This is a genomic window from Streptomyces sp. SCSIO ZS0520, assembly GCF_025643355.1.
GTDB classification, from domain to species: Bacteria; Actinomycetota; Actinomycetes; order Streptomycetales; family Streptomycetaceae; genus Streptomyces; species Streptomyces physcomitrii.
Genome location: NZ_CP092644.1, coordinates 358260 through 378924, shown reverse-complemented (window position 1 = coordinate 378924; position 20665 = coordinate 358260). Strand labels below are relative to the sequence as shown.

The window sequence follows — 20665 nt, the reverse complement described above, 5'->3', positions numbered from 1 at the left end:
GGGGTGCCAGGGCGCGCTCCACTGGTGTATACCTACAGGTCAGCGCGGCTAAATGGGGCCACAAGGGGAGCGGCGGGACAGAACAGTTACGGGTCGGTAGGTTTCGGTGCCGTAATCTCCACCGAATCTGTACCTGCCGGTTACGGCCGATGAACGACGTCCCGGGCGCCTTCGTTCTTGATCGTCTTGTCTGGCCCGACTTGTCGGGGATCCCGGACGAGCGCCAGTACGACGACCCCCGCCACTATGCCCGCCACCCCCGCGAAAACGGCAGCCGTGTTCAGGCCAGAAGCGAAGGCGTGGCGCAGAGTGCCCTCCGGGACCGCGCCGCGCAGCGCGTGGGCGCCGCCGCCCGCCAGCGCGTGGGCCTGCTCGGCGCTGAGCGAGTCCTGCATCCGCGAGGTGACGGCCGTACCGAGCAGGGCGACCCCGAGGGCGTAGCCGAGCTGGCGGAAGGCGTTGACCGAGCCGCCCGCCATCCCCGCCCGCTCCGGCGGCACCGCGGCGAGCGCCGCCCCCGCGAGGGAGGGCGAGGCGAGTCCGGTGCCCACACCGACCGCGATCAGGCCGGGAACCAGCGCCTGCCAGCTCGACCCGCTGTCCAGGACCGCCTGGAGCAGGCAGCCCGCGCCGATCAGCACCAGACCGCCGCCGATCGTGAAACGTGCCGGGACCCCGTGCAGCAGCCGCCCGCCCGCCGCGGCCACCAGGAAGGAGGCGGCGGACAGCGGCAGCAGGACCAGGCCGCCGCGCATCGGGCTCATGCCGAGCACGGTCTGCAGCCAGATGGAGGTGTACGGCAGCAGCCCGAAGGCGGTGGCGTTGAAGACGAAGGCGGCGAGGCTCACCCCGAGGAAGGCCGGGGTGCGCAGCAGCCCGATGTCGAACATCGGATGGTCGCTGCGCCGCTCGATCAGGACGAAGGCGATCAGCCCGGCCAGCGCGAGCGCGGCCGACAGCGCGGTCTCGCCGGAGACCCACCCGGCCTCGCCCGCGCGCACCGCGCCGAAGGTCGCGAAGCCCGCGAAGACGGCGAAGGCCGCGGTCCCCGGCCAGTCGATGCGCCGCTCGCGCGGCCCGCGGGACTCCGGTACGGCGACCTTGGTCAGCCACACCGCGGCGACGCTGACCGGCAGGTTCACGAAGAAGATCCAGCGCCAGCCGGGGCCCTGGGTGAGCAGCCCGCCGAGCACCGGACCGAGCGCCGCCGCGGCGCCGTTGACCGCGCCCCAGACGCCGAGCGCGACCGAGCGGTCCTTGCCCTGGTAGGCACTGGCGAGCAGCGGCAGGGTGGTCGCGAACATGGCCGCGCCGCCGAGGCCCTGGCAGGCGCGGGCGGCGACCAGCATGCCGGGTCCGGTGGCCAGCCCGCAGGCCAGCGAGGCGAGCGCGAAGAGCGCCACGCCCGCGAGGTGGACGCGTTTGCGCCCGAGGATGTCGGCCGCCGCCCCGATGCCGAGGAGCAGCGCGGCGAGCGCGAGGGCGTAGCCGTCGATGACCCACTGCAGGTCGCTGAGCGAGGCGTCCAGCGCCCGGGCCATGTCGGGAAGGGCGACGATCGCGATGGTGACGTCCAGCAGCAGCATGAACGTTCCCAGGCAGACCGCCGTGAGCGGCCCCCACTTGCGCATGTTCCAACCCCTTGGGTCTCTCGTCGGGTTCTCGCGTCGAGGACGCGCGATTGCACTGTCGTACGATCAGGTCGCGCAGGCCGAGATCTCCCATGAGGCGGGAGTGATCGGCGGATTCCGACACCGAGGGGAGGGCGGGCGGTGAGAACCGACGCGTTCGACCTGCTGGACCGGCAGCTCGTCCAGGCCCTGGAGATCGACGGGCGGGCCCCCTTCAGCCGGATCGCGGAGGTGCTCGGCGTCTCCGACCAGACCGTGGCCCGCCGCTACCGCAGGCTGCGCACCGCCCTCGGACTGCGCGTGGTGGGGATGCGCGACGCGCTGCGCACCGAGGAGGGGCAGTGGATGATGCGCCTGCGCTGCACCCCCGACGGCGCCGAACCGATCGCCGCGGCCCTCGCCAAGCGCCCCGACACCGCCTGGGTCGGCCTCGCCTCGGGCGGGACCGAGGTGCTCTGCTCCACCCACCCCCGCTCCCGGGACGAGCACGACGAACTGCTCTTCGGCAAGCTGCCGCGCACCCCGAGCATCGTCGAACTCCGCGCCCACCAGGTCCTGCACCGCTTCGCCGGGGGCCCGCTGCACGCCCTGGCCCGGAGCGGCGAGCTGACCGGGGAGCAGCGCGACCGGCTGCGGCCGCGGTACCAACCGGGCACCGGCCCCGGGCAGTTGACGCCCGAGGACGGTCCGCTGCTCGCCGCCCTGGAGCGCGACGGCCGGGCCGGCTACCCCGAACTCCAGAAGGCCACCGGCCGTTCCGAGTCCGCGGTCAAGCGGCGCCTCGAAGCACTGCTCGCCTCCGGGGCCCTCTACATCGACACCGAGTTGGACCACGACCGCCTCGGCTACGGCCAGAGCGCCCAGCTGTGGATCACCGCCGCTCCCGGCGCCCTCGACGAGGTCGGCAGGAGCCTCGCCGCCCACCCGCAGATCCCCTTCGCCGCGGCCACCACCGGCTCCTCCAATCTGGTGGCCTCCGTCCTGGTGCGCGACACCGCCGAGCTGTACGCCTATCTCAGCGGGCCGCTCGGCACCCTGGACGGGGTCCTGCGGATCGAGACGCTCCCGGTGCTGCGCCGGGTCAAGCGGCTGACCTACCCCTCGCCCCCGCGCGGCTGACCGGCCCCGCGGGCGGGCCGCTCGCCGACCCGGTCGAGCGGCAGCCGCAGCAGCGGGCTGCCGGTCACCGCGGCGCCCTTGCCGCCGAGTCCGCGGATCTCGGTGTCGCTCAGCGCCCGGGCGTAGACCCGTACCTCGTCGAGGTCGCCGTCGAAGAACGCCCGGCTGTCCAGGCGCTGCCCCACATGCACGCCGAAGGGTGAGGTGCGGGTCACCGAGCCCGGCACGTCGGCGGCGGTGACCGGCGTCCCGTCGAGGAAGAGGCTCAGCCTGCCGCCGCCGCGCCGCAGCGCGAGATGGTGCCACCGGCCGTCGTTGTACGCCCCGGTGGTGCGCACCGAGGCGGTCGTCGGCAGGGTCGCGCCCTGGCGGGTGGTGATCAGCCCGGTGATCCGGTTCGAGGCGGGCTCGCCGCGCAGCCAGACCTGCGGCTGGGTGGTGCCGATCCCGCCCATCCAGAGCATCGGCTGCTCACCCGTGGTGGCGGTGTACCTGAACCACAGCGAGCTGGTGAAATCGCGGCCGCCGAGCGGGAGTTCGTCCCGGTAGGGCAGGCGTACGGCGTCGTCGCGGCCGTCGAAGCGCAGCGCCTTTCCGTATCTGCCCCCGGTGCTCGCGGGGGAGCCGAGGACGGTGGCGCGACCGGCGCCCGGGGCGCGGTCCTCGGTGCTCGGGCCGGGGCCGCGGCGGTCGCCGAGCCAGTCGAGGCCGAAGCGGGCGAAGCGGATCTCGTCGCGGGCGTCGACGGCGCCGCCCTCGTAGAGCAGGCCCACCGCGTCCCGGCCGAGCGCCACCATGTCGGAGTACCCCGACCAGTCGGTGGTGACCACGCTGCCCCGGTCCACGGTGTCCCAGGTCTTCCCGTCGTCCCAGGAGCTGCGGATCATCATGGTGCGCCGCCGGTCCGGGTCGGCCGGGGCCGCGAGCAGCATCCGCTCGCCCATCCGCAGGCAGGAGGCCTGGACCTGCGGGATGTAGAGGTCGGGCATCGACTGGAAGGGCCGGGTGAAGCTCTCGCCGCCGTCCCGGCTGACGGTGTGGGTGCGGTGGCCGAGGTCGGTGCCGTCCTGCTCCCGGCCGCTCACGTAGACGGCGCCGTCGCGTCTCTCCTCGACGGTGAGTTCCGAGGGCTTCTGCCGGAAGGTGCCGTCCGCCGCGATCGGATAGCTGTCCTTGGCGCCCACCCGCCAGTGCTCGCCCCCGTCGTCGCTGATGATGAGCGCGGCGTGGTTGGCGGTGACCCGGCTGCCGTCCCAGGACTCGGCGTTGACCCCGATGACCAGGCGTCCGGTGTGCGCGCCCCGGGTGAGCTGGATGCCGTGCACCGGACCGGTGGCGTACCAGGAGTTCCACTCCTTCGGCAGGATCTCGCTGCTGAGGTCGCGGGGCGTGGACCAGGTCCGGCCGTCGTCGTCGCTGTGCTGCAGGTGCGGCGTGCGGTCGCAGGGCACGTCGCAGTTGCCGCCGCCGGGCTTGCCGGTGTTCCAGGTCTGGGCGAGCAGGATGCGGCCGGTGCGCCGGTCGACCACGGGGGCGGGGTTGCCGTGGCTGTCGCCGGCGCCCTCGTCGACCACCGAGAGCGCGCTCCAGGTGCGGCCGCCGTCCTCGGAGCGTTTCACCACGAGGTCGATGTCCCCGGCGTCCGAGCAGTCGTGGGTGCGGGCCTCCGCGAAGGCCAGCAGGGTGCCCTTGTTCGTCCGGACCACCGCCGGGATCCGGTAGCAGGCGTACCCAGGATCCTGGGAAGCCTTGAAGAGGACCTGCTGTTCGAGTCCCGCCGCCTTCGCAGCGGCGGCGCCGGGGGCGGCCGCGGCCGTACCGGGCAGGCAGACGACGGCGGCGGCCGAGGCCCCGGCGACCAGCAGACGTAAGAAGCGATGAGCCGCGGTGGTGAGGTGTGCCCTGCGAGGTGACGGCATGGTGCGACCTGCCCTTCATGTCATCCGAACATCTGGACATCCCACGTCCAACCTGCGCAACTCAGACGCTACTTGTGCGTCTGCGCACCTCACAAGGACCGTGCGCACGGGTAATGCGGTAAGCACATTCTCGGCTTATGTCATGCCTTGGCCGCAGCTCTCCCGGGCGGTCCTGCCCGGCCTCCCAGGGGGTCTCGGGCGCGGGTCAACTCCCGCTGTTCCGGGGTCCCTTGATGGCCGTACGGAGGACGGCCGGCGCCCTGGCGACGGTGTGCCAGGGCATACCGAGGCACGGTGCGGTACCTGATGGGCCGTCACTCATCTGGCCCCGCCTGGGCGATTCGCGCCGGGACGGGCCCCGGCGGGCGCTCAGGCCTGGTGGGCGGGCGCGTCGAGGGCGAGCCGCTCCTCGCCCGCGTAGACGTTCATCGAGGAGCCCCGCAGGAAGCCCACCAGGGTGAGGCCCTGCTCGGCCGCCAGGTCCACCGCGAGCGAGGAGGGCGCCGAGACCGCGGCGAGCACCGGGATCCCGGCCATCACCGCCTTCTGCACCAGCTCGAAGGAGGCCCGCCCCGAGACCATCAGCACCGCCCGCGACAGCGGGAGCAGCCCCTGCTGGAGAGCCCGGCCGATGAGCTTGTCGACGGCGTTGTGCCGCCCCACGTCCTCCCGCAGGTCGAGCAGTTCGCCCCGCTCGGAGAAGAGCGCCGCCGCGTGCAGCCCGCCGGTGCGGTCGAAGACCCGCTGGGAGGCGCGCAGCCGCTCGGGCAGCGCGGCGAGCAGCTCCGGGGTGAGCCGCAGCGCCGGTTCGTCCGCGAGCGGGAAGCGCGCGGTGGTGCGCACCGCCTCCAGGCTCGCCTTCCCGCACAGCCCGCAGGAGGAGCTGGTGTAGACGTTCCGCTCCAGTGTGATGTCCGGGACGGTGACCGTGGGCGCGGTCCGTACGTCGACGACGTTGTACGTGTTGGAGCCGTCCTCGGTGGCGCCCGCGCAGTACACGATGCTGGTGAGGTCCGAGCTGTGCGCGAGGACGCCCTCGCTCACCAGGAAGCCGGCCGCGAGGGGGAAGTCGTCGCCGGGGGTGCGCATCGTGACGGCGAGCCGCTTGCCGTTGAGGCGGATCTCCAGGGGCTCCTCGGCGGCGAGGGTGTCGGGCCGGGCGGAGACCTTCCCGTCCCGGATGCGGACGATCCGTCGGCGTTCGGTGGCACGGCCCATGGTCAGATCAGCCCCGGTTTCTCTCGCTGCGTGCGCGGTGGCCCCCCGCCCTTCGGGGCCATTGTCCGCCACCCGGCCCGCCCGCGCCGACTCTTACGGTACGGCCTGCCTCGCGGATACCGGCTCGGCCCGCGGATAACGTGAGCGAAATGGACAAGGAGTGCCGATATTTCCTGTCGGAGTCCACGCCCCTGTGCGGCCCGGCCGGTGACCAGACTCGTCGACGCGGGGCACCGCGCACCGCAGATCACACGGACCAGGGGGCGGCCGATGAACGGCTCGCGAATCACGGCGGTGGGCCACCACCAGCCCGCGCGCGTGCTCACCAACGGCGAACTGTCCACCCTGGTCGACACCAGCGACGAGTGGATCACCAGCCGCGTCGGCATCCGCACCCGGCACCTCGCCGGTCCCGAGGAACCGGTGGACGAGCTGGGCGCGCACGCCGCCGGGAAGGCGCTGGCCACCGCCGGGCTCGCCCCCGCCGACATCGACCTGATCCTGGTCGCCACCTCCACGGCCATCGACCGCTCCCCGAACATGGCCGCCCGGATCGCCGCCCGCCTCGGGGTGCCCGGCGCCGCCACCCTCGACCTCAACGTCGTCTGCGCGGGCTTCACCCACGCCCTGGCCACGGCCGACCACACGGTCCGGGCGGGCGGCGCGCGGCGGGCCCTGGTGGTCGGCGCCGACAAGATGTCCGAGGTCGCCGACTGGACGGACCGCAGCAGCTGCATCCTGATGGGCGACGGCGCGGGCGCGGTGGTCGTGGAGGCCTGCGCCGAGGACGAGGCCGGGATCTCCCCGGTGCTGTGGGGTTCGGTGCCCGAGATGAGCGAGGCGGTACGGATCGAGGGCTCGCCGCCGCGCTTCCGGCAGCACGGGCAGAGCGTCTACCGCTGGGCCACCACCCGGCTCCCGCCGCTGGCCCGGGAGGCCTGCGCCCGCGCGGGCCTGGCCCCCGCCGACCTCGACGCGATCGTCCTGCACCAGGCGAATCTGCGCATCATCGAGCCGCTGGCCGAGCGGCTCGGCGCGCACCGGGCCGTGATCGCCCGGGACGTGGTCGACTCCGGCAACACCTCGGCCGCCAGCATCCCGCTCGCCCTCTCCAAGCTGATCGAGCGCGGCGAGGTGGTCAGCGGCGACCGGGTCCTCCTCTTCGGCTTCGGCGGCAACCTCTCGTACGCGGGCCAGGTCGTGCGCTGCCCCTGAGCGGGCACCCGCCCCAGCGTTCCCGGCTCAGCTCTCCCGGTCCTGGATCCGCCGCCAGGGAACCGCCTCCTCGATCTCGAAGGCCAGGTGCAGCAGGGTGCGCTCGTCGCCGTGCGCCGCGGAGAAGTGCACACCGATCGGGAGCCCGTCCGCGGTGCGGCCCATCGGCAGCGAGAGGCCGGGGCCCCCGGCGGTGTTGTTGAACGGGGTGAAGGCGACGTAGTCGGTGAGGTGGGCGAAGAGCCGCTCGTACCCGGCCTCCGGGGACAGGTGCCCGAGCAGCGGGGTCGTATGGGCGAGGACGGGGGAGAGGACCACATCGGCGTCGGTGAACATCCGCGCGTAGTCCGCCTTCGTCCGGCGCAGCCGCAGCACGGCGCCGGGCAGCCGCCGCCGGTGGGTGCGGAACTGCCGGGCGAGACCGGCGGTCAGCGGGTCCAGGGCGCGCAGGTCGAAGTCGCGGGCGAACATCCGCTTGCCGTTGCTGCTCAGCAGGTAGGCGAGGAGTTCCCAGTAGAGGGCGAAGTCGGCCGGGAAGGTGGGCGCGGCCGTGATCTGCACCGGCGAGACCTGGTGGCCCATGCCCTCCAGGAGCCGGGCCGCCTCCTCCACGGCGGTCCGGGTCTCGTCGTCGGTGCGCTGCCCGGTGATCGAGTCCAGGACGAGGCCGATCCGCAGCCTCCGGCGCCCCGGGCCCTCGACTCCGCCCGCGGGCATCAGTCCGCCGGAGGGGCGGTGGGTCCGCTCGATGCCGGTGAAGACCCGGGCGGTGTCCCGCACGCTGCGGGTCAGCACCCCCTCCGAGACGATGCCCACCGGGAGCAGCCCGTGCCCGGCCGGTGCCGGGAACCTGCCCCGGGTGGGCTTGAGGCCGACGAGACCGCAGGCCGCGGCGGGGATGCGGATGGAGCCGCCGCCGTCGTTGGCGTGCGCGAGGGGTACGGCCCCGGAGGCGACCAGCGCGGCCGAGCCGCCCGAGGAGGCGCCGGAGGAGTAGGCGGGGTTCCAGGGGTTGCGGGTGGGCGGCAGTCCCGCGTACTCGGTCGAGGCGTTGAAGCCGAACTCCGGGAGCGTGCTCTTGCCGAGGTTGGCGAGGCCGAGGCCGAGCAGCAGCCGGGAGATCGGCGCGTGCGCGGCGGCGGGGCGTGCCGTGAAGGCGGTGGAGCCGTGCTGTGACGGCAGCCCCGCCACATCGGTGTTGTCCTTGATGAAGGTGGGGACCCCCGCGAAGGGCCCGCTGCCCGGCGGGGCCGCGAGCGCACCCTCGAAGTCCGCGTGCCGCACGGCGTTCAGCTCCGGCTGCACCTTCTCGATCCGGGCGATGGCGGCTTCGAGTACCTCGCGCCTGCTCAGCGCCCCGGCCGCGAGGAGTTCGGCGAGGGCGGTGGCGTCGTGCTCGCCCAGGGCGTCGTCGGCGTATGCGTGCACCCGTGTGCTGTCCATGCCAGGGATGTTACTCACGGGAAACCATGGCCCGGCAGGGGGAGACAGCAAAAAGACCCCAGGTCGACTGGGGTCTTCGCTGGTGTCCGAGGGGGGACTTGAACCCCCACGCCCGATAAAGGGCACTAGCACCTCAAGCTAGCGCGTCTGCCATTCCGCCACCCGGACAAGGTGTCTGCCGGTCCGCGAGGATCTTGCCCCGCGGCGACAGAGACAACAATACCAAGGTTTCCGGGTGCCTCTCACCTCCATATCGGCACGTCAGTGCGGTGCCTTCCGCGGCGGTCCGGCGGGTGCCCCGGCCTGTCCGGAGGGTGCCGGATGGTCCCGTTCGCCCTCCGGGTCGGTCGGCCGGTCGAGGCGGACCGGGGCGTCGAGTCCCACCATGAGGACGGCCGGAATCGTGCCCGTGAAGGTGAGGGCCGCCGGGGGCGGGCCAGCTCCATGCCGGAGGCGAGACGGGTGTCGGGTGCCGGGCGCCGGGGTGACCGCGCGGCTGGGGGTGCCGACATCCGGAAGTCGAGGTTCGGTCGGTGAGGTCGAGTGTCCGCGGTCGGCCGCCTTCTCTCCGTGCCCGTCCTTCCCGGTGGCTCGCCTTCGTCCATGATCGCGGGGGTGGCGAGGGGAAAGGTCCGAGTACCCTTCCGTACGTCCGGTTTGGAGGGTGGCCAGGCGCGCCAAATTTGGCATTGACCTGTCAAGCATTGGCATATGCCAGGATGGTTGCGATGGCAACAGTGCCTCGTCATGGGGTACATGACGAGGGGTCGCGCGCCGTACGCTTCCGCCCCGAGGCGGGGCCGGGTCCCGCGCGACAAGAGAACACAGCCCGCAAGAGGGGTGGCGAGTCGATGGCACACCAGGCGTCAGGTCCGCGGCCGGGGCCGGACCCCGGCCTGCAGGATCCCGGGCTCCACGGCTACCTCCAGGACTACGCGAGACTCCTCGACTCGGTGCCGCACCCCTCGGTCGTCTTCGACCACCGCTGGGACGTCCTGCTCGCCAACCCGGCCTTCGATGTCCTCTTCTCCGGCCTCGACCGCTGCCCCACGGCCATGCCCTGCGAGAACTTCCTGCGCTTCGTCCTCTTCCATCCGGACGCCGGGAGCGTGCTCGTCGACCGGGAGGCGCTGTGGTGCCTGCCGATGATGGCCAACTTCGCCCGGGCGGTGGAGCGCGACACCGAGGACCCCTCGCTCCAGTCCATCCGGCGCGACATCGCCGTCGACCCGCTGATGGAGGAGGCCTACGTCCGCGGACTCCCGCACTGGATCCGCTCGGTGGGCGAGGACGGTCTCGAACACGACGGCGCGGTACGCCCGTTGAGGCACCCGGACCCGCGCTGGGGCCGCACCTCCTGCCGGGTGGTCGGCGACACCCCGCGCACCCTCCAGTCGCGCGGCTACTCGCGGCTGACCCTCGTACTGCGTGAGCCCCGGCCGCGCCCCGCGCCCCTCGCGGGTCGGCTGCCGCGCCAATCGCGGCGCGGGACGGGGCACTTGAAGGCGGTTCCGCTGCACGACCGGTGAGCCCGCACTCGTACGAGTGCAGGTCCGGCAGGTGGTCCGGCATCCCTCGAACGGGTGGAACCGGGGTAATGTGCCCGGATGACGACACATGCGAACACTCCCGCCGGCTGGTACCCCGATCCGCACGGCGCCTCGGGCCTGCTGCGCTGGTGGGACGGGAGCACCTGGACCGAGCACACCAGCGGCCAGGGCGGGAACGCCCCGGGGCAGCAGGTGCCGCAGCAGGCGGCCGATCCCGCGAGGGTGCAGCGCCAGGTGCGGCAGCAGGCCGGTCTCGCCCCGGGCGGCAAGGGGGGCGGGACGCTGTTCACCGAGCCGGTCCTGGTGGTGAACCAGAAGGCCAAGCTCATCGAACTCACCAATGAGTACGGTGTCTTCGACCAGAACGGCGGCAGCCTCGGTTCGGTCGTCCAGGTCGGCCAGAGCGGGCTGAAGAAGGCGCTCCGCTTCGTCGCCAGCATCGACCAGTACCTCACCCACCGCCTGGAGATCCGCGACCCGCACGGGCAGGTCCAGTTGGTCCTGACCCGCCCGGCGAAGTTCCTGAAGTCCCGGGTCCTGGTGGAGCGTCCGGACGGGCAGCCGGTGGGCGAGATCGTCCAGCAGAACGTCTTCGGGAAGATCAACTTCGCGATCCTGGCGGACGGCCGGCAGGTCGGCGCGATCAAGGCGGAGAACTGGCGCGCCTGGAACTTCGCGATCGTCGACCACACGGACACCGAGGTCGCCCGGATCACCAAGACCTGGGAGGGCCTCGCCAAGACGATGTTCACCACCGCCGACAACTACGTCCTGCAGATCCACCAGCAGCTGCCCGAGCCGCTGCGGAGCCTGGTGGTCGCCACGGCGCTCACCGTCGACACGGCCCTCAAGCAGGACGCCCGCGGCCTCGGCTGAACCGCCGCCGCCGGTGAGCGGTCGGCCCTGCCGGGGAGCGCGACGGGCCGGTCCCGTCGCGGGACGCGGGCGGTGGGGTCCTGCCGGGGGACGCGCCTCGGCCTGTTGGGGGAGCGCGCCCCCGGCCGCCTCAGCTGGCCCGCTGCTCCCGCTCCGCCTCCGGTGGCGGGGCCGTGCGCCGGTGCAGCCACCGGGGCGGGTCCGCGAGCTCCGCGGGCTGCGGCGGTACGTAGGAGAGCACCGGACCGGGTGCCGCGTCGCCGCGCGGTGGTGTCGCGCGGGCCAGCAGGAAGACCCCGCGGGCGGCGAGGCCCGCGCCGCACAGGGCGAGCAGCACCCCGAGCGGTCCGCCCTGCATGCGCTCGCCGAGGAGGGTGATGCCGATCGCCGCGGCCGCGATCGGGTTGCTGAGGGTCACCACCGCGAGCGGCGCCCCGAGCCCGCCGCGGAAGGCGGTCTGGGCGAGCAGCAGGCTGCCCGCGGCGAAGGCGGCCACCAGGACGGCCACCACGACCACCTGCACGCCGAACGGCGAGGCCTTGTCGTCGGTGACCGCGACGGTGACGGTCTGGGTGAGCGCGGAGGCGAGCCCCGAGGCGATGCCGGAGGCGCTCGCGAAGCGCAGCCCGGGGCGGGCCCCGCGGCAGAGCACGGCGATGAGCAGCCCGGCGGTGACCGCCACCGTCATCGCCTCGTTCGTCGACAGGGTCTGCTCCGGGGCGGGCCCGGTCGCGGTGACCAGCAGGGCGCCGAGGCCGAGGAGGGTGAGGACGGTGCCGCGCCACTCGATCCTGGCGACCCGCCGGTGGGCGAGCCGGGCGCCGAGCGGCACCGCGGCCACCAGGGTGAGGGCCCCGAGCGGCTGCACCAGGGTGAGCGAGCCGTACTTCAGCGCGGCCACATGCAGCAGCGCGCCCCCGGAGTTGAGGCTCACCGCCCACCACCAGGAGCCGCGCGCGAGCAGCCGCCAGACCCCGCCGGTGCCGCTGCGCGCGGCGAGCCGCTCCTGGGCCACGGCCGCGGCGGCGTAGGCGACCGCGGAGAGCAGGCAGAGGAGGACCGCGAGGAGGGTCGCGCTCACCGCGCGGCCCACGGGGGGACGGCGCTGGAGCGCAGCCAGACGGGGGAGTGCGCGGGATGGCGGCGGGTGCGCGTGCCGGTGGCGGCCGGCGCCGAGGCGAAGACGTCCTTCACGGTGAGGCTCCCTGACCCTTTCGCGCGGGATGCGGCGGTCGTACGTTTGCGGACACGGGAGCCCGTCAGGGCGCACCGCAGTTACCGAAACGACAGTGTACCGATACGACCCCGTACCGGTACACTGCCGTATCGATGAATCGTCGGCGGATTCCGTCACGTTCCCGGCCCGAGGAAGTGCAGCCATGACCGCGAAGGAGGCGGGTGTCGCGGTGTCCTCCTCGCCGCGGTCCAAGATCACGCCCGAGCGCGAGCAGGAGTTCTACGAGGCCGTGCTCGACGAGATCAGGGAGAACGGCTACGAGGCGCTGACCATGGAGGGGGTGGCCGCCCGCACCCGGTGCAGCAAGTCGACCCTCTACCGGCAGTGGGGCTCCAAGCCGCGCCTGGTGGTCGCCGCGCTGCGCTCCACCCGCTGTGTGCGCTTCGCCGGGATCGACACCGGCTCGCTCGCCGGGGACCTGCGGCAGGCGGCGCGGGCCGCGGGCGACGGCCCCGACGACGACACCACCCTGCTGCACGCCCTGGCGCACGCCGCGATGCGCGACCAGGCACTCCAGAAGGCCCTGCGCGAGACCCTGATCGAGCCGGAGGTCGCGGCCGTCGGCGAGATGATCCGGCGCGGGGTGCTCCGGGGCGAACTGGCGGCCGACCACCCGGCGGCGCCCTTCCTCGCCGCCCAGCTGGTCGGGGTGATCCGGGTCCGGCCGATGCTGGAGGGCCGGTTCGCCGACGCCGAGTACCTCGGCCGCTTCGTCGAGCACTGCGTGCTGCCGCCCCTCGGGCTCACCGGCCCCTGAGACCCGCCCGGCCCCGGCGGGCAATCGGCCCCGCCCGCGCGGGAGTTGGCCGGTTATAGCGCACCGCGGCGGCGAATACCACACCTGGGCACGGAAGTTCGTCCCACCCGGCCAAGGTGCACGGACCGCCACCGCCGGGCGGCCGCTGCGGTTAGTCTCGAACGGGTACACCGAAAGGCGGCTCGGACAGGTGATGGTGGAGGTAGCGCGATGACGCACGGCCTGGACGGGTCCGCTGCCCCGCTGTGGGAGCGCGACGCCGAACTCGCCGGCGCCGCGCGGGCCGTGGAAGCCCTCTGCGCCCCGGCCCGCTCCGGCAGCCTGCTCGTCTTCCGCGGCGAGGCCGGGATCGGCAAGACCGCCCTCCTCGCCGAGGTCCGGCGGCTGGTCCGCGACCGCTGCACCGTCTGGTCGGCCCGCGGCGGGGAGGCCGTCACCTCCGTCCCCTTCAACGTCGTACGGCAGCTGCTCCAGCCCGCCCTGCTCGCCCTCGGCCCCGAGGAGGCCCGCGAATACCTCGGGGACTGGTACGACATCGCGGGACCCGCGCTCGGCATAGCCGAGCCCACCGGGCGCCAGGCCGACCCGCGGGGCGTCTGCGACGGACTGGTCGAGGCGGTCGGGCGGCTCGCCCGGCGCCACTGGCCGCTGGTCCTGCTCATCGACGACGCCCACTGGGCCGACCAGGAGACCCTGCGCTGGCTCGCCGCCTTCGCCGAGCGCCTGGACGATCTGCCGGTGCTCCTGGTCGTCGCCCACCGGCCGGACGAGGCGCACGGGGAGAGCGCCGTCCTCCTGGACCGGGTCGGCGCCGCGGCCCGCCCGCGCAGCACCCTGCGGGCGCTCACCCCGGAGGCGACCGCGGGCCTGACCCGCGCCAGCGCCGGGGAGCACGCCGACGCGCCCTTCTGCCGCGAGGTCTGGGCCGTCACCGGCGGCAATCCGTACGAGACCGTGGAACTCCTCGCCAAGGTGCAGGACGCCGGGCTCGCCCCCGTCGAGTCCTCCGCCGCGGAGCTGCGCGACCTGAACCGCTCCGCCCGCGGCCGCGGCCTCGTCGCCCGCCTGGAGGCCATGGGCACCGACGTCACCCGCTTCGCCTGGGCCGCCGCGATACTCGGCACCCGGATCTCCATCCCGCTCGCCGCCACCCTCGCGGGCATGAAGCCGGAGGACGCGCGGCGCTGCGCCGAGCAGCTGTGCACGGCCCGCATCCTCGCCACCGGTGTCCAGGCGGCCGAAAGCCGTTACGCCGAGGGCGAGATGGAGTTCGTGCACCCGCTGATCGGCAGCGCGGTCTACCAGTCCATCCCGGGCGGGGTGCGCACCGCCATGCACGGGCAGGCCGCCTGGGCGGTCACCCAGTCGGGCCGGGGCGCGGCCGCCGCCTCCCGGCACCTGCTCGAGGTCCACCCGGACGACGACGCGGAACTCGTCGAGCAGCTGCGGGAGGCCGCCCGCGAGCACCTCGCCGTCGGCGCGCCGGACGCGGCCCGCCGCTGCCTCGAACGCGCCCTGAAGGAACCGCCGCTGCCCGGGGTCCACGCGGGCGTGCTGTACGAACTGGGCTGCGCCACCCTGCTCAACTCGCCCGCCACCACCGTCCGGCATCTGCGCGCGGCCCTGTCGATGCCCGGCCTGGAGGGCGAGAACCGGGTCGACGCGGTCTGCCGCCTCTCGCAGGCGCTGGTCCACAACGGCGAGCTGGAGGAGGCCGTGCGCACCGTGGACGCCGAGGCCGACCGGCTGCCGCCCGGCCCCGCGCGGCTGCGGCTGCAGGCCGTCCACTACATGTGGGAGGGCATCCACGCGGGCGAGGAGGACTCACCGGCCCGCTCGCGCAGCCTCGCCGCCCTCGCCGGGCCCCTGACCGGGCGTGACAACTCCGAGCGCGCGCTGCTGATCCTGCGCGCCTTCGACGCGATGACCCGCGGCGAGAACGCCGAGGAGGTCGTCGAGCTGTGCGACCGCGCCCTGGTCAACGGGCGGCTCGCGCCCGGGCTCGGCTGGACGGACACCGAGTGGGGCTTCGAACTCCTCGTCATGCTGGGCAGCGCGTACGCCTTCGCCGACCGGCTCGACCGCGCCGAGAGCCTCTTCAACGACGCGCTGCGCAGCTACGAGAGCGCCGGATGGAGCGGCGGCCACCTCGCCCTCGCGCACGCCTTCGTCGGGCACGTGCACCGCAGGCGCGGGCGGCTCGCCGAGTCGGAGGCCTTCCTGCGCGAGGCGCTGCGGCTCGCGGACCGGGTGGGCAGCGGCCTGCCCATGCACTGGGACGCCGCCTGCATGCTGATCGACACCCTGCTCGCCCGGGGCCACGTCGAACAGGCGCAGGAGATCGCGAATCTCTACCGCATCGAGCCGCCCTACCCCTCCACGATCGTGCTCCCCGACCTGCACTCGGTACGCGGCCGCCTGCTCGTCGCCGCCGACCGGACCAAGGAGGGCATCGGCGAACTGGAGGCCGCGGAGCGGTCCGCCGCCGCCCGCGGCCGGCACAACATCGTCATGGCGCCCTGGGCGGGCGACCTCGCCCGCGCCCTGGCCGGCGAGGACCCGGTGCGCGCGGAGGCGCTCGCCGCGGACGCCCGGGTGCAGGCGGAGCGCTTCGGCACCGACACCGCCATAGGCGAGGCCCTGCGCACCGCCGCGGCCCTGGAGACCGGCCAGCGCTCGGTCACCCTGTACGCCCAGGCCGTCGCCTATCTGGAGGCCTCGCCGAGCGCCTTCGAACACGCCCAGGCCCGGGTCGAGTACGGCATCGCCGCCCGCTCCCGTACCGAGCTGACCCGCGGCCTCACCCTCGCCCGCTCCTGCGGCGCCGACGGCCTGGCCCAGCGCGCCCGCGAGGTCCTGGAGACGGGGCGGGGGCTGCGCTAGCCCGTCTCGCCCGGCCCCGGATCGGGAAGCGGGCCCAGGGCTTTCCGGCGGATCAGGCCCGCAGATCTCTCAGGAGGCCGCCGACCACCACAGCCGCACCTCCCTGCGGACGTCGCTCGGGCGCAGCTCCCACCCCTGGGCGAGGGCGACCTCGGCGACATAGCCGCCGCCCACGCCCCGGTAGGCGCGCAGCGGTATCTCGCACTCCACCGGCGGCTTCGGCTTCTTCGGCTCCGCCGGTGCCGAGGCGCGCTTCGTCCAGTTGCCGACCACCTTGTCGACCCGCGCCCGGTAGAAGGCGGTGTCGCCCTCGTGGCGCAGCTCCGGCCAGGTCACGCACCACGAGGCCAGGGGCAGCAGGCGGCCGGCCGTCCGGTCCATCATCCGCAGGAAGGCGCGCTCGTAGCGGTCGCTGACGATCGCCAGGGCCTCGGTGAAGAGGCCGATCGCGAGCAGTACGGCGAAGACCGCCGCGAACACCCCGCAGAACACCGGGAAGAACACCACGCTCGCCAGGAACTGCGGGATCAACTGCCTTCGCGGGCGCACCGGTTCGGGCTTCCAGGTGGCCGGGTCCTCGTAGACGTCCATGACCGGAATCCTGTCGCACGCGCGCGGGCGGCCGTCCGGCGGCCCCGCTCACTCCTGCCGGTCCTCCGCGAGGACGATCCAGACCGGCCCCTCGGCGAAGGGCAGGCGCCCGCCGTCCGGGTCGGTGAACTCGGTGGCGCTCGACACGGCCGGGCGCTGCCAGCGGCCCTCGAAGGCGCGGCCGTCGCGGAGCACCTGGGCCCGGCCCGAGCCGGTGCTCTGCGAGTAGGGGGAGTTGCTGCCGCGCACGTCGTGGTAGCCGGACTCGCGCACCTTCACGTACTGCACCACCACCGTCGCCGCGGCCAGCGGAGCGCCGCCCGCCGCGGTGGCCCGCCTGCCGTCCATCGAGACCAGCCAGCGCCCCTTGCCCGCCGACCAGTCGAAGCTGAAGCGCGCCGAGGGGTAGCCCACCGTGCGCGAGCCGAGCGCGGTGCCGCCGTCCGGCCGCGGCCCGAAGCCGACCCCGGCCCGACGCAGCGCCTCCTTTCCGGCGGCCTTCTTCAGCAGCCGGTCCGGGTGCAGATAGAGGTTGTGCGGTGCCGCCCGGCCGCTGTCCCGGAAGAAGGCGCCGCCGGGCGCCGAGCCCGGGGTGACGGCGCGCAGCGGGGCCCGGCCGATCACCGGCAGGAGCTTCGACTGCGCGCCGGAGAAGGCGAGCACCGGGTCCTCGAACTGCCGCAGCAGCTCCAGGTCGCTCTCCCGGGCGCTGCGCACCGGGCCGACGGTCTTCGGCAGCCGGGTGGCGTAGAGCGCCATCAGCCTGCTGAGGCCCGCCTCCACGCGCTCCACGTAGACGACATCGGCGGATTCGACGCCGGTCTGCGGGCGCGCCGGGCCCACGTTGTCGATCTTCACCGCGAGGACGGGGCCGCCCCCTCCGGAGCGGTCGGGCGTCTTCTCGTCCTCCGGTGTGCAGGCCGGCAGCACCACGGCGAGCAGTGCCGCGGCCACCACCGCCAGCCGCCCGCGTCCCCTGCTCGCCTTGTGCATCGCGCCCCCTCCGGGTTCTGCGCCGGTTCCTACCCGGGTACGGGCCCCGGCACCCCCGGCCCGTGTCCGCGGCCCCGCGGCCTCGCGCTCAGCCGCCGAGGATCTCGTCCAGGTCGTAGCGGACCGGCTCCTCCAGCTGGGCGTAGGTGCAGCTCTCCGGGGTGCGGTCGGGGCGCCAGCGGCGGAAGCGGGCGGTGTGCCGGAAGCGGGCGCCGTTCTCCATGTGCTCGTAGGCCACCTCGCAGACCCGCTCGGGGCGCAGCGGAATCCAGGACAGGTCCTTCTTGCCGGTCCAGCGGCTCGGGGCGCCCGGCAGCCGGGCGCTCTCGTGCGCGGACTCCTCGGTCCAGGCGGCCCAGGGGTGCCCCTCGGCGCTCTCCATCCGCAGCGGCGCCAGCTCCTCGACGAGTTCGGCCCGGCGCTTCATGGCGAAGGCGGCGGCGACCCCGACGTGCTGGAGCACCCCGGCCGCGTCGTACAGGCCGAGCAGCAGCGAGCCGACCACGGGCCCGCTCTTGTGGTGGCGGTAGCCGGCGACCACGACATCGGCGGTGCGCTCGTGCTTGACCTTGAACATCACGCGCTCGTTCTGCCGGTAGCCGAGCCCGAGCGGCTTGGCGACCACCCCGTCCAGGCCCGCGCCCTCGTACTCCTGGAACCAGCGCTCGGCCACCGCGCGCTCGGTGGTCGCGGGCGCCAGGTGCACCGGCGCCCGGACGCCCGCGAGCACGCTCTCCAGGCGCTCCCGCCGCTCCTGCTGCGGGGTGTCGAGCAGCGAGGCGGAGCCGAGGGCGAGCAGGTCGAAGGCGACGAAGGAGGCGGGGGTGCGCTCGGCGAGCAGCCGCACCCGGGAATCGGCCGGGTGGATGCGCTCGGTGAGCGCGTCGAAGTCCAGATGCCCGTCGTGGGCGATCACGATCTCGCCGTCCAGGACGCAGCGCTCGGGCAGCCGCTCGGCGAGCGCCGCGGCCAGCTCCGGGAAGTAGCGGGTCAGCGGCTTGCCGGTACGGCTGCCCAGCTCGACCTCGGCGCCGTCCCGGAAGACGATCGCGCGGAAGCCGTCCCACTTCGCCTCGTAGAGCATGTCCGGCGGGATGCTCGCCACCGACTTGGCGAGCATCGGCTTCACAGGGGGCATCACCGGCAGGTCCATGGGGAGATTCTGCCGCCGTATGCCGACATGCGCCCCCGGGCGGGCTGCGCCTACCGTGACGGCATGGCGGCACACGGCAAGGCCCTGGAACTCCAGGCGGGCGCCCGTACGGTCCGGCTGTCCAGCCCGGACAAGATCTGCTTCCCCGAGCCCGGCTACACCAAGCTCGACGTGGCCCGGTACTACCTCGCGGTCGGCGAGGGCGTCCTGCGGGCGCTGCGGGACCGGCCGACCACCCTGGAGCGCTACCCGGAGGGGCTCAGCGGCGAGTCCTTCTTCCAGAAGCGGGTGCCCAAGAACCACCCCGAGTGGATCCCCACGGCGCGGATCGAGTTCCCGAGCGGCCGGCACGCCGACGAGATGTGCCCCACCGAGGTCGGCGCGGTGATCTGGGCCGCGCAGTACGGGACCCTCACCTTCCACCCCTGGCCGGTGCGCCGCGGCGACACCGAGCACCCCGACGAACTGCGCATCGACCTCGACCCGCAGCCCGGCACCGACTACGAGGACGCCGTCCGCGCCGCCTTCGAACTGCGCGCCCTGCTCGACGAGTTCGGGCTGCGCGGCTGGCCCAAGACCTCCGGCGGCCGGGGACTGCACGTCTTCGTGCCCCTGGTGCCGCGGTGGACCTTCACCGAGGTGCGCCGCTGCGCGATCGCCTGCGGGCGGGAACTGGAGCGCCGGATGCCGGGCCGGGTGACCACCGCCTGGTGGAAGGAGGAGCGCGGTGAGCGGATCTTCGTCGACTACAACCAGACCGCCCGGGACCGCACCATCGCCTCCGCCTACTCGGTACGCCCCCACCCGCGCGCCCAGGTCTCGGCGCCGCTGCGCTGGGAGGAGGTCGACCGGGCGCACCCGGCCGACTTCGACCTCGGCACCATGCCGGGCCGCTTCGCCGAGCTGGGCGATGTGCACGCCGACATGGACGAGCACGCCTTCCGCCTCGACGGCCTCCTCGAACTCGCCGAGCGCCAGGAGCACGACCACGGGCTCGGCGATCTGCCCTATCCGCCGGAGTACCCGAAGATGCCGGGCGAGCCCAAGCGGGTGCAGCCCTCCCGGGCCGCCAAGGACGAGGGCTGAGCCCGGCCGCCCAGGTGCTCCGCCCCGGGTCGGAGCGGCGGCAGAAGTCGGCCTCGGGTGGAAGACTCGGAGACACACGCCCGTACCGGGCCGCCTGGCACCTCGGGCGTGACACGGACGTACCCGAGGAGGGCCGCATCATGCTCACCACCCGACCCGTGGACGGTGCCCCCAACTGGATCGACCTGGGCACCCCCGACATCGAGGCCGCGGGCCGCTTCTACGGGGAGATCCTCGGCTGGGAGCTTAAGCGCCTGGGGCCGGAGACCGGCGGCTACGGGATGTTCAGCGTCGGCGGGAAGTACGCGGCGGGCGCCATCCCCGTCCCCACCGACCAGGGCCCGCCGTCCTGGAGCGTCTACTTCCGCAGCACCGACGTGGACGCCACCGTACGGCGGGTCGAGGAGCACGGGGGCAGCGTCACCTTCGCGCCGATGGACGTCACCGACCAGGGGCGGTACGCGCACCTCGTGGACCCCGCGGGCGCGGGGTTCGGCGTCTGGCAGGCCGGGGTCCACCAGGGACTCGGCTTCGCCGGGGCGAACGGACTGTGCTGGACCGAGCTGTACGCCCCGGACATCGAGGCGGCCACCGGCTTCTACGCGCGGGTCTTCGGCTGGACCAGCGAGGAGGTCGCCTTCCCGGGCGGCAAGTACACCGTGGTCAGCCCCGGCCCCGAGAAGGGCGACGGCGGCTTCGGCGGCGTGGCCGACCTGGAGTCCGACCCGAGCGAGCGCTACACCGACCCGCACTGGACCCTCTACTTCGCGGTGGCCGACGCCGACGCCGTCTGCGCGCGCACCACGGAGCTGGGCGGTACGGTGCGCAGCGGCCCCGAGGACATGGCGGGCGTCGGCCGCCTCGCCCAGCTCGCCGATCCGCAGGGCGCCCGCTTCGCCATCCTGAAACCCGCACCGCAGGAGGGCTGAGCGGGCAGCTCCCCGCACGCGCGGGACCGTCTCCCAGCAGCTCGTATACGGCGTGTCCTGCGCGT

Annotated in this window: 16 protein-coding genes and 1 tRNA gene; 8 read left to right on the top strand and 9 right to left on the bottom strand. The window is 74.0% G+C overall.

The genetic code is table 11. From position 1 onward, the window contains the following. Window positions 1-140: 140 nt before the first annotated feature. Entirely contained in the window at window positions 141-1631 is a 1491-nt protein-coding gene (locus tag MID12_RS01265) for an MFS transporter (RefSeq protein ID WP_263164277.1), read from the bottom strand. Window positions 1632-1772: 141 nt separating this feature from the next. Here MID12_RS01265 and MID12_RS01260 point away from each other — a divergent pair, with 141 nt between their 5' ends. Next, window positions 1773-2750 carry an Lrp/AsnC family transcriptional regulator gene (locus tag MID12_RS01260; RefSeq protein ID WP_040246170.1) on the top strand — a complete coding sequence of 326 codons (978 nt, stop codon included), beginning with the start codon at window positions 1773-1775 and terminating at the stop codon, window positions 2748-2750. On the opposite strand, the gene MID12_RS01255 is transcribed toward MID12_RS01260, so the two are convergent. Both MID12_RS01255 and fdhD read right to left on the bottom strand, forming a co-directional pair. Beyond that, window positions 2726-4669 carry a sialidase family protein gene (locus MID12_RS01255; RefSeq protein ID WP_263164275.1) on the bottom strand — a complete coding sequence of 648 codons (1944 nt, stop codon included), beginning with the start codon at window positions 4667-4669 and terminating at the stop codon, window positions 2726-2728. The genes MID12_RS01260 and MID12_RS01255 overlap by 25 nt on opposite strands. Before the next feature lie 369 nt (window positions 4670-5038). After that, window positions 5039-5887, bottom strand: coding sequence for a formate dehydrogenase accessory sulfurtransferase FdhD (fdhD, locus tag MID12_RS01250; protein ID WP_263164273.1), 849 nt, complete (start codon window positions 5885-5887; stop codon window positions 5039-5041). Window positions 5888-6157: 270 nt separating this feature from the next. Between fdhD and MID12_RS01245 the strand changes: the two genes are divergently transcribed. After that, complete coding sequence (locus tag MID12_RS01245) at window positions 6158-7102, top strand: beta-ketoacyl-ACP synthase III (protein WP_040246167.1); 945 nt, start codon at window positions 6158-6160, stop codon at window positions 7100-7102. A gap of 27 nt (window positions 7103-7129) precedes the next feature. On the opposite strand, the gene MID12_RS01240 is transcribed toward MID12_RS01245, so the two are convergent. Both MID12_RS01240 and MID12_RS01235 read right to left on the bottom strand, forming a co-directional pair. Further along, window positions 7130-8545: an amidase gene (locus tag MID12_RS01240; protein ID WP_040246166.1), complete on the bottom strand. Its 1416-nt coding sequence runs from the start codon at window positions 8543-8545 to the stop codon at window positions 7130-7132. A gap of 80 nt (window positions 8546-8625) precedes the next feature. Continuing rightward, a tRNA-Leu gene (locus MID12_RS01235) sits at window positions 8626-8713 on the bottom strand. A gap of 683 nt (window positions 8714-9396) precedes the next feature. Here MID12_RS01235 and MID12_RS01230 point away from each other — a divergent pair. Together MID12_RS01230 and MID12_RS01225 are read left to right on the top strand one after the other, a co-directional pair. Further along, window positions 9397-10074 (top strand): hypothetical protein, encoded by a 678-nt coding sequence (locus tag MID12_RS01230; protein ID WP_040246165.1) that lies wholly within the window; start codon window positions 9397-9399, stop codon window positions 10072-10074. Window positions 10075-10152: 78 nt separating this feature from the next. After that, window positions 10153-10971 (top strand): phospholipid scramblase-related protein, encoded by an 819-nt coding sequence (locus MID12_RS01225; RefSeq protein WP_263164271.1) that lies wholly within the window; start codon window positions 10153-10155, stop codon window positions 10969-10971. Window positions 10972-11101: 130 nt separating this feature from the next. Here MID12_RS01225 and MID12_RS01220 read toward each other — a convergent pair whose 3' ends face one another. Beyond that, window positions 11102-12052, bottom strand: coding sequence for a DMT family transporter (locus tag MID12_RS01220; RefSeq protein WP_263164269.1), 951 nt, complete (start codon window positions 12050-12052; stop codon window positions 11102-11104). Window positions 12053-12350: 298 nt separating this feature from the next. Between MID12_RS01220 and MID12_RS01215 the strand changes: the two genes are divergently transcribed. Beyond that, window positions 12351-12965 carry a TetR/AcrR family transcriptional regulator gene (locus MID12_RS01215; protein WP_040246163.1) on the top strand — a complete coding sequence of 205 codons (615 nt, stop codon included), beginning with the start codon at window positions 12351-12353 and terminating at the stop codon, window positions 12963-12965. Window positions 12966-13175: 210 nt separating this feature from the next. Continuing rightward, window positions 13176-15848 (top strand): ATP-binding protein, encoded by a 2673-nt coding sequence (locus tag MID12_RS01210; RefSeq protein WP_263164267.1) that lies wholly within the window; start codon window positions 13176-13178, stop codon window positions 15846-15848. A 69-nt stretch (window positions 15849-15917) separates the two neighbouring features. Here the strand turns inward: MID12_RS01210 and MID12_RS01205 are convergent, their stop codons facing one another. From MID12_RS01205 to MID12_RS01195, 3 genes are all read right to left on the bottom strand, one after another. After that, window positions 15918-16439 (bottom strand): hypothetical protein, encoded by a 522-nt coding sequence (locus MID12_RS01205; RefSeq protein ID WP_263164266.1) that lies wholly within the window; start codon window positions 16437-16439, stop codon window positions 15918-15920. 48 nt (window positions 16440-16487) lie between these two features. Then, window positions 16488-17432, bottom strand: a complete 945-nt coding sequence (locus MID12_RS01200; protein WP_263164265.1) for a DUF3048 domain-containing protein — start codon at window positions 17430-17432, stop codon at window positions 16488-16490. 88 nt (window positions 17433-17520) lie between these two features. Further along, window positions 17521-18585 (bottom strand): ATP-dependent DNA ligase, encoded by a 1065-nt coding sequence (locus MID12_RS01195; RefSeq protein WP_040246159.1) that lies wholly within the window; start codon window positions 18583-18585, stop codon window positions 17521-17523. A gap of 63 nt (window positions 18586-18648) precedes the next feature. Here MID12_RS01195 and ligD point away from each other — a divergent pair, with 63 nt between their 5' ends. Together ligD and MID12_RS01185 are read left to right on the top strand one after the other, a co-directional pair. Beyond that, window positions 18649-19671 (top strand): non-homologous end-joining DNA ligase, encoded by a 1023-nt coding sequence (gene ligD, locus MID12_RS01190; protein WP_052482982.1) that lies wholly within the window; start codon window positions 18649-18651, stop codon window positions 19669-19671. A gap of 140 nt (window positions 19672-19811) precedes the next feature. Next, window positions 19812-20600 (top strand): VOC family protein, encoded by a 789-nt coding sequence (locus MID12_RS01185; protein WP_040246158.1) that lies wholly within the window; start codon window positions 19812-19814, stop codon window positions 20598-20600. The last annotated feature ends 65 nt before the right edge of the window (window positions 20601-20665 follow it).

Bases quoted from the DNA above. Each gene is read 5' to 3' on its own strand.
- MID12_RS01185 (WP_040246158.1), top strand. From the start codon at position 19,812: ATGCTCACCACCCGACCCGTGGACGGTGCCCCCAACTGGATCGACCTG.
- MID12_RS01245 (WP_040246167.1), top strand. From the start codon at position 6,158: ATGAACGGCTCGCGAATCACGGCGGTGGGCCACCACCAGCCCGCGCGC.
- MID12_RS01225 (WP_263164271.1), top strand. From the start codon at position 10,153: ATGACGACACATGCGAACACTCCCGCCGGCTGGTACCCCGATCCGCAC.
- MID12_RS01195 (WP_040246159.1), bottom strand. From the start codon at position 18,585: ATGGACCTGCCGGTGATGCCCCCTGTGAAGCCGATGCTCGCCAAGTCG.
- MID12_RS01240 (WP_040246166.1), bottom strand. From the start codon at position 8,545: ATGGACAGCACACGGGTGCACGCATACGCCGACGACGCCCTGGGCGAG.
- MID12_RS01265 (WP_263164277.1), bottom strand. From the start codon at position 1,631: ATGCGCAAGTGGGGGCCGCTCACGGCGGTCTGCCTGGGAACGTTCATG.
- MID12_RS01205 (WP_263164266.1), bottom strand. From the start codon at position 16,439: ATGGACGTCTACGAGGACCCGGCCACCTGGAAGCCCGAACCGGTGCGC.
- ligD (WP_052482982.1), top strand. From the start codon at position 18,649: ATGGCGGCACACGGCAAGGCCCTGGAACTCCAGGCGGGCGCCCGTACG.
- MID12_RS01210 (WP_263164267.1), top strand. From the start codon at position 13,176: ATGACGCACGGCCTGGACGGGTCCGCTGCCCCGCTGTGGGAGCGCGAC.
- fdhD (WP_263164273.1), bottom strand. From the start codon at position 5,887: ATGGGCCGTGCCACCGAACGCCGACGGATCGTCCGCATCCGGGACGGG.
- MID12_RS01255 (WP_263164275.1), bottom strand. From the start codon at position 4,669: ATGCCGTCACCTCGCAGGGCACACCTCACCACCGCGGCTCATCGCTTC.
- MID12_RS01215 (WP_040246163.1), top strand. From the start codon at position 12,351: ATGACCGCGAAGGAGGCGGGTGTCGCGGTGTCCTCCTCGCCGCGGTCC.
- MID12_RS01230 (WP_040246165.1), top strand. From the start codon at position 9,397: ATGGCACACCAGGCGTCAGGTCCGCGGCCGGGGCCGGACCCCGGCCTG.
- MID12_RS01200 (WP_263164265.1), bottom strand. From the start codon at position 17,432: ATGCACAAGGCGAGCAGGGGACGCGGGCGGCTGGCGGTGGTGGCCGCG.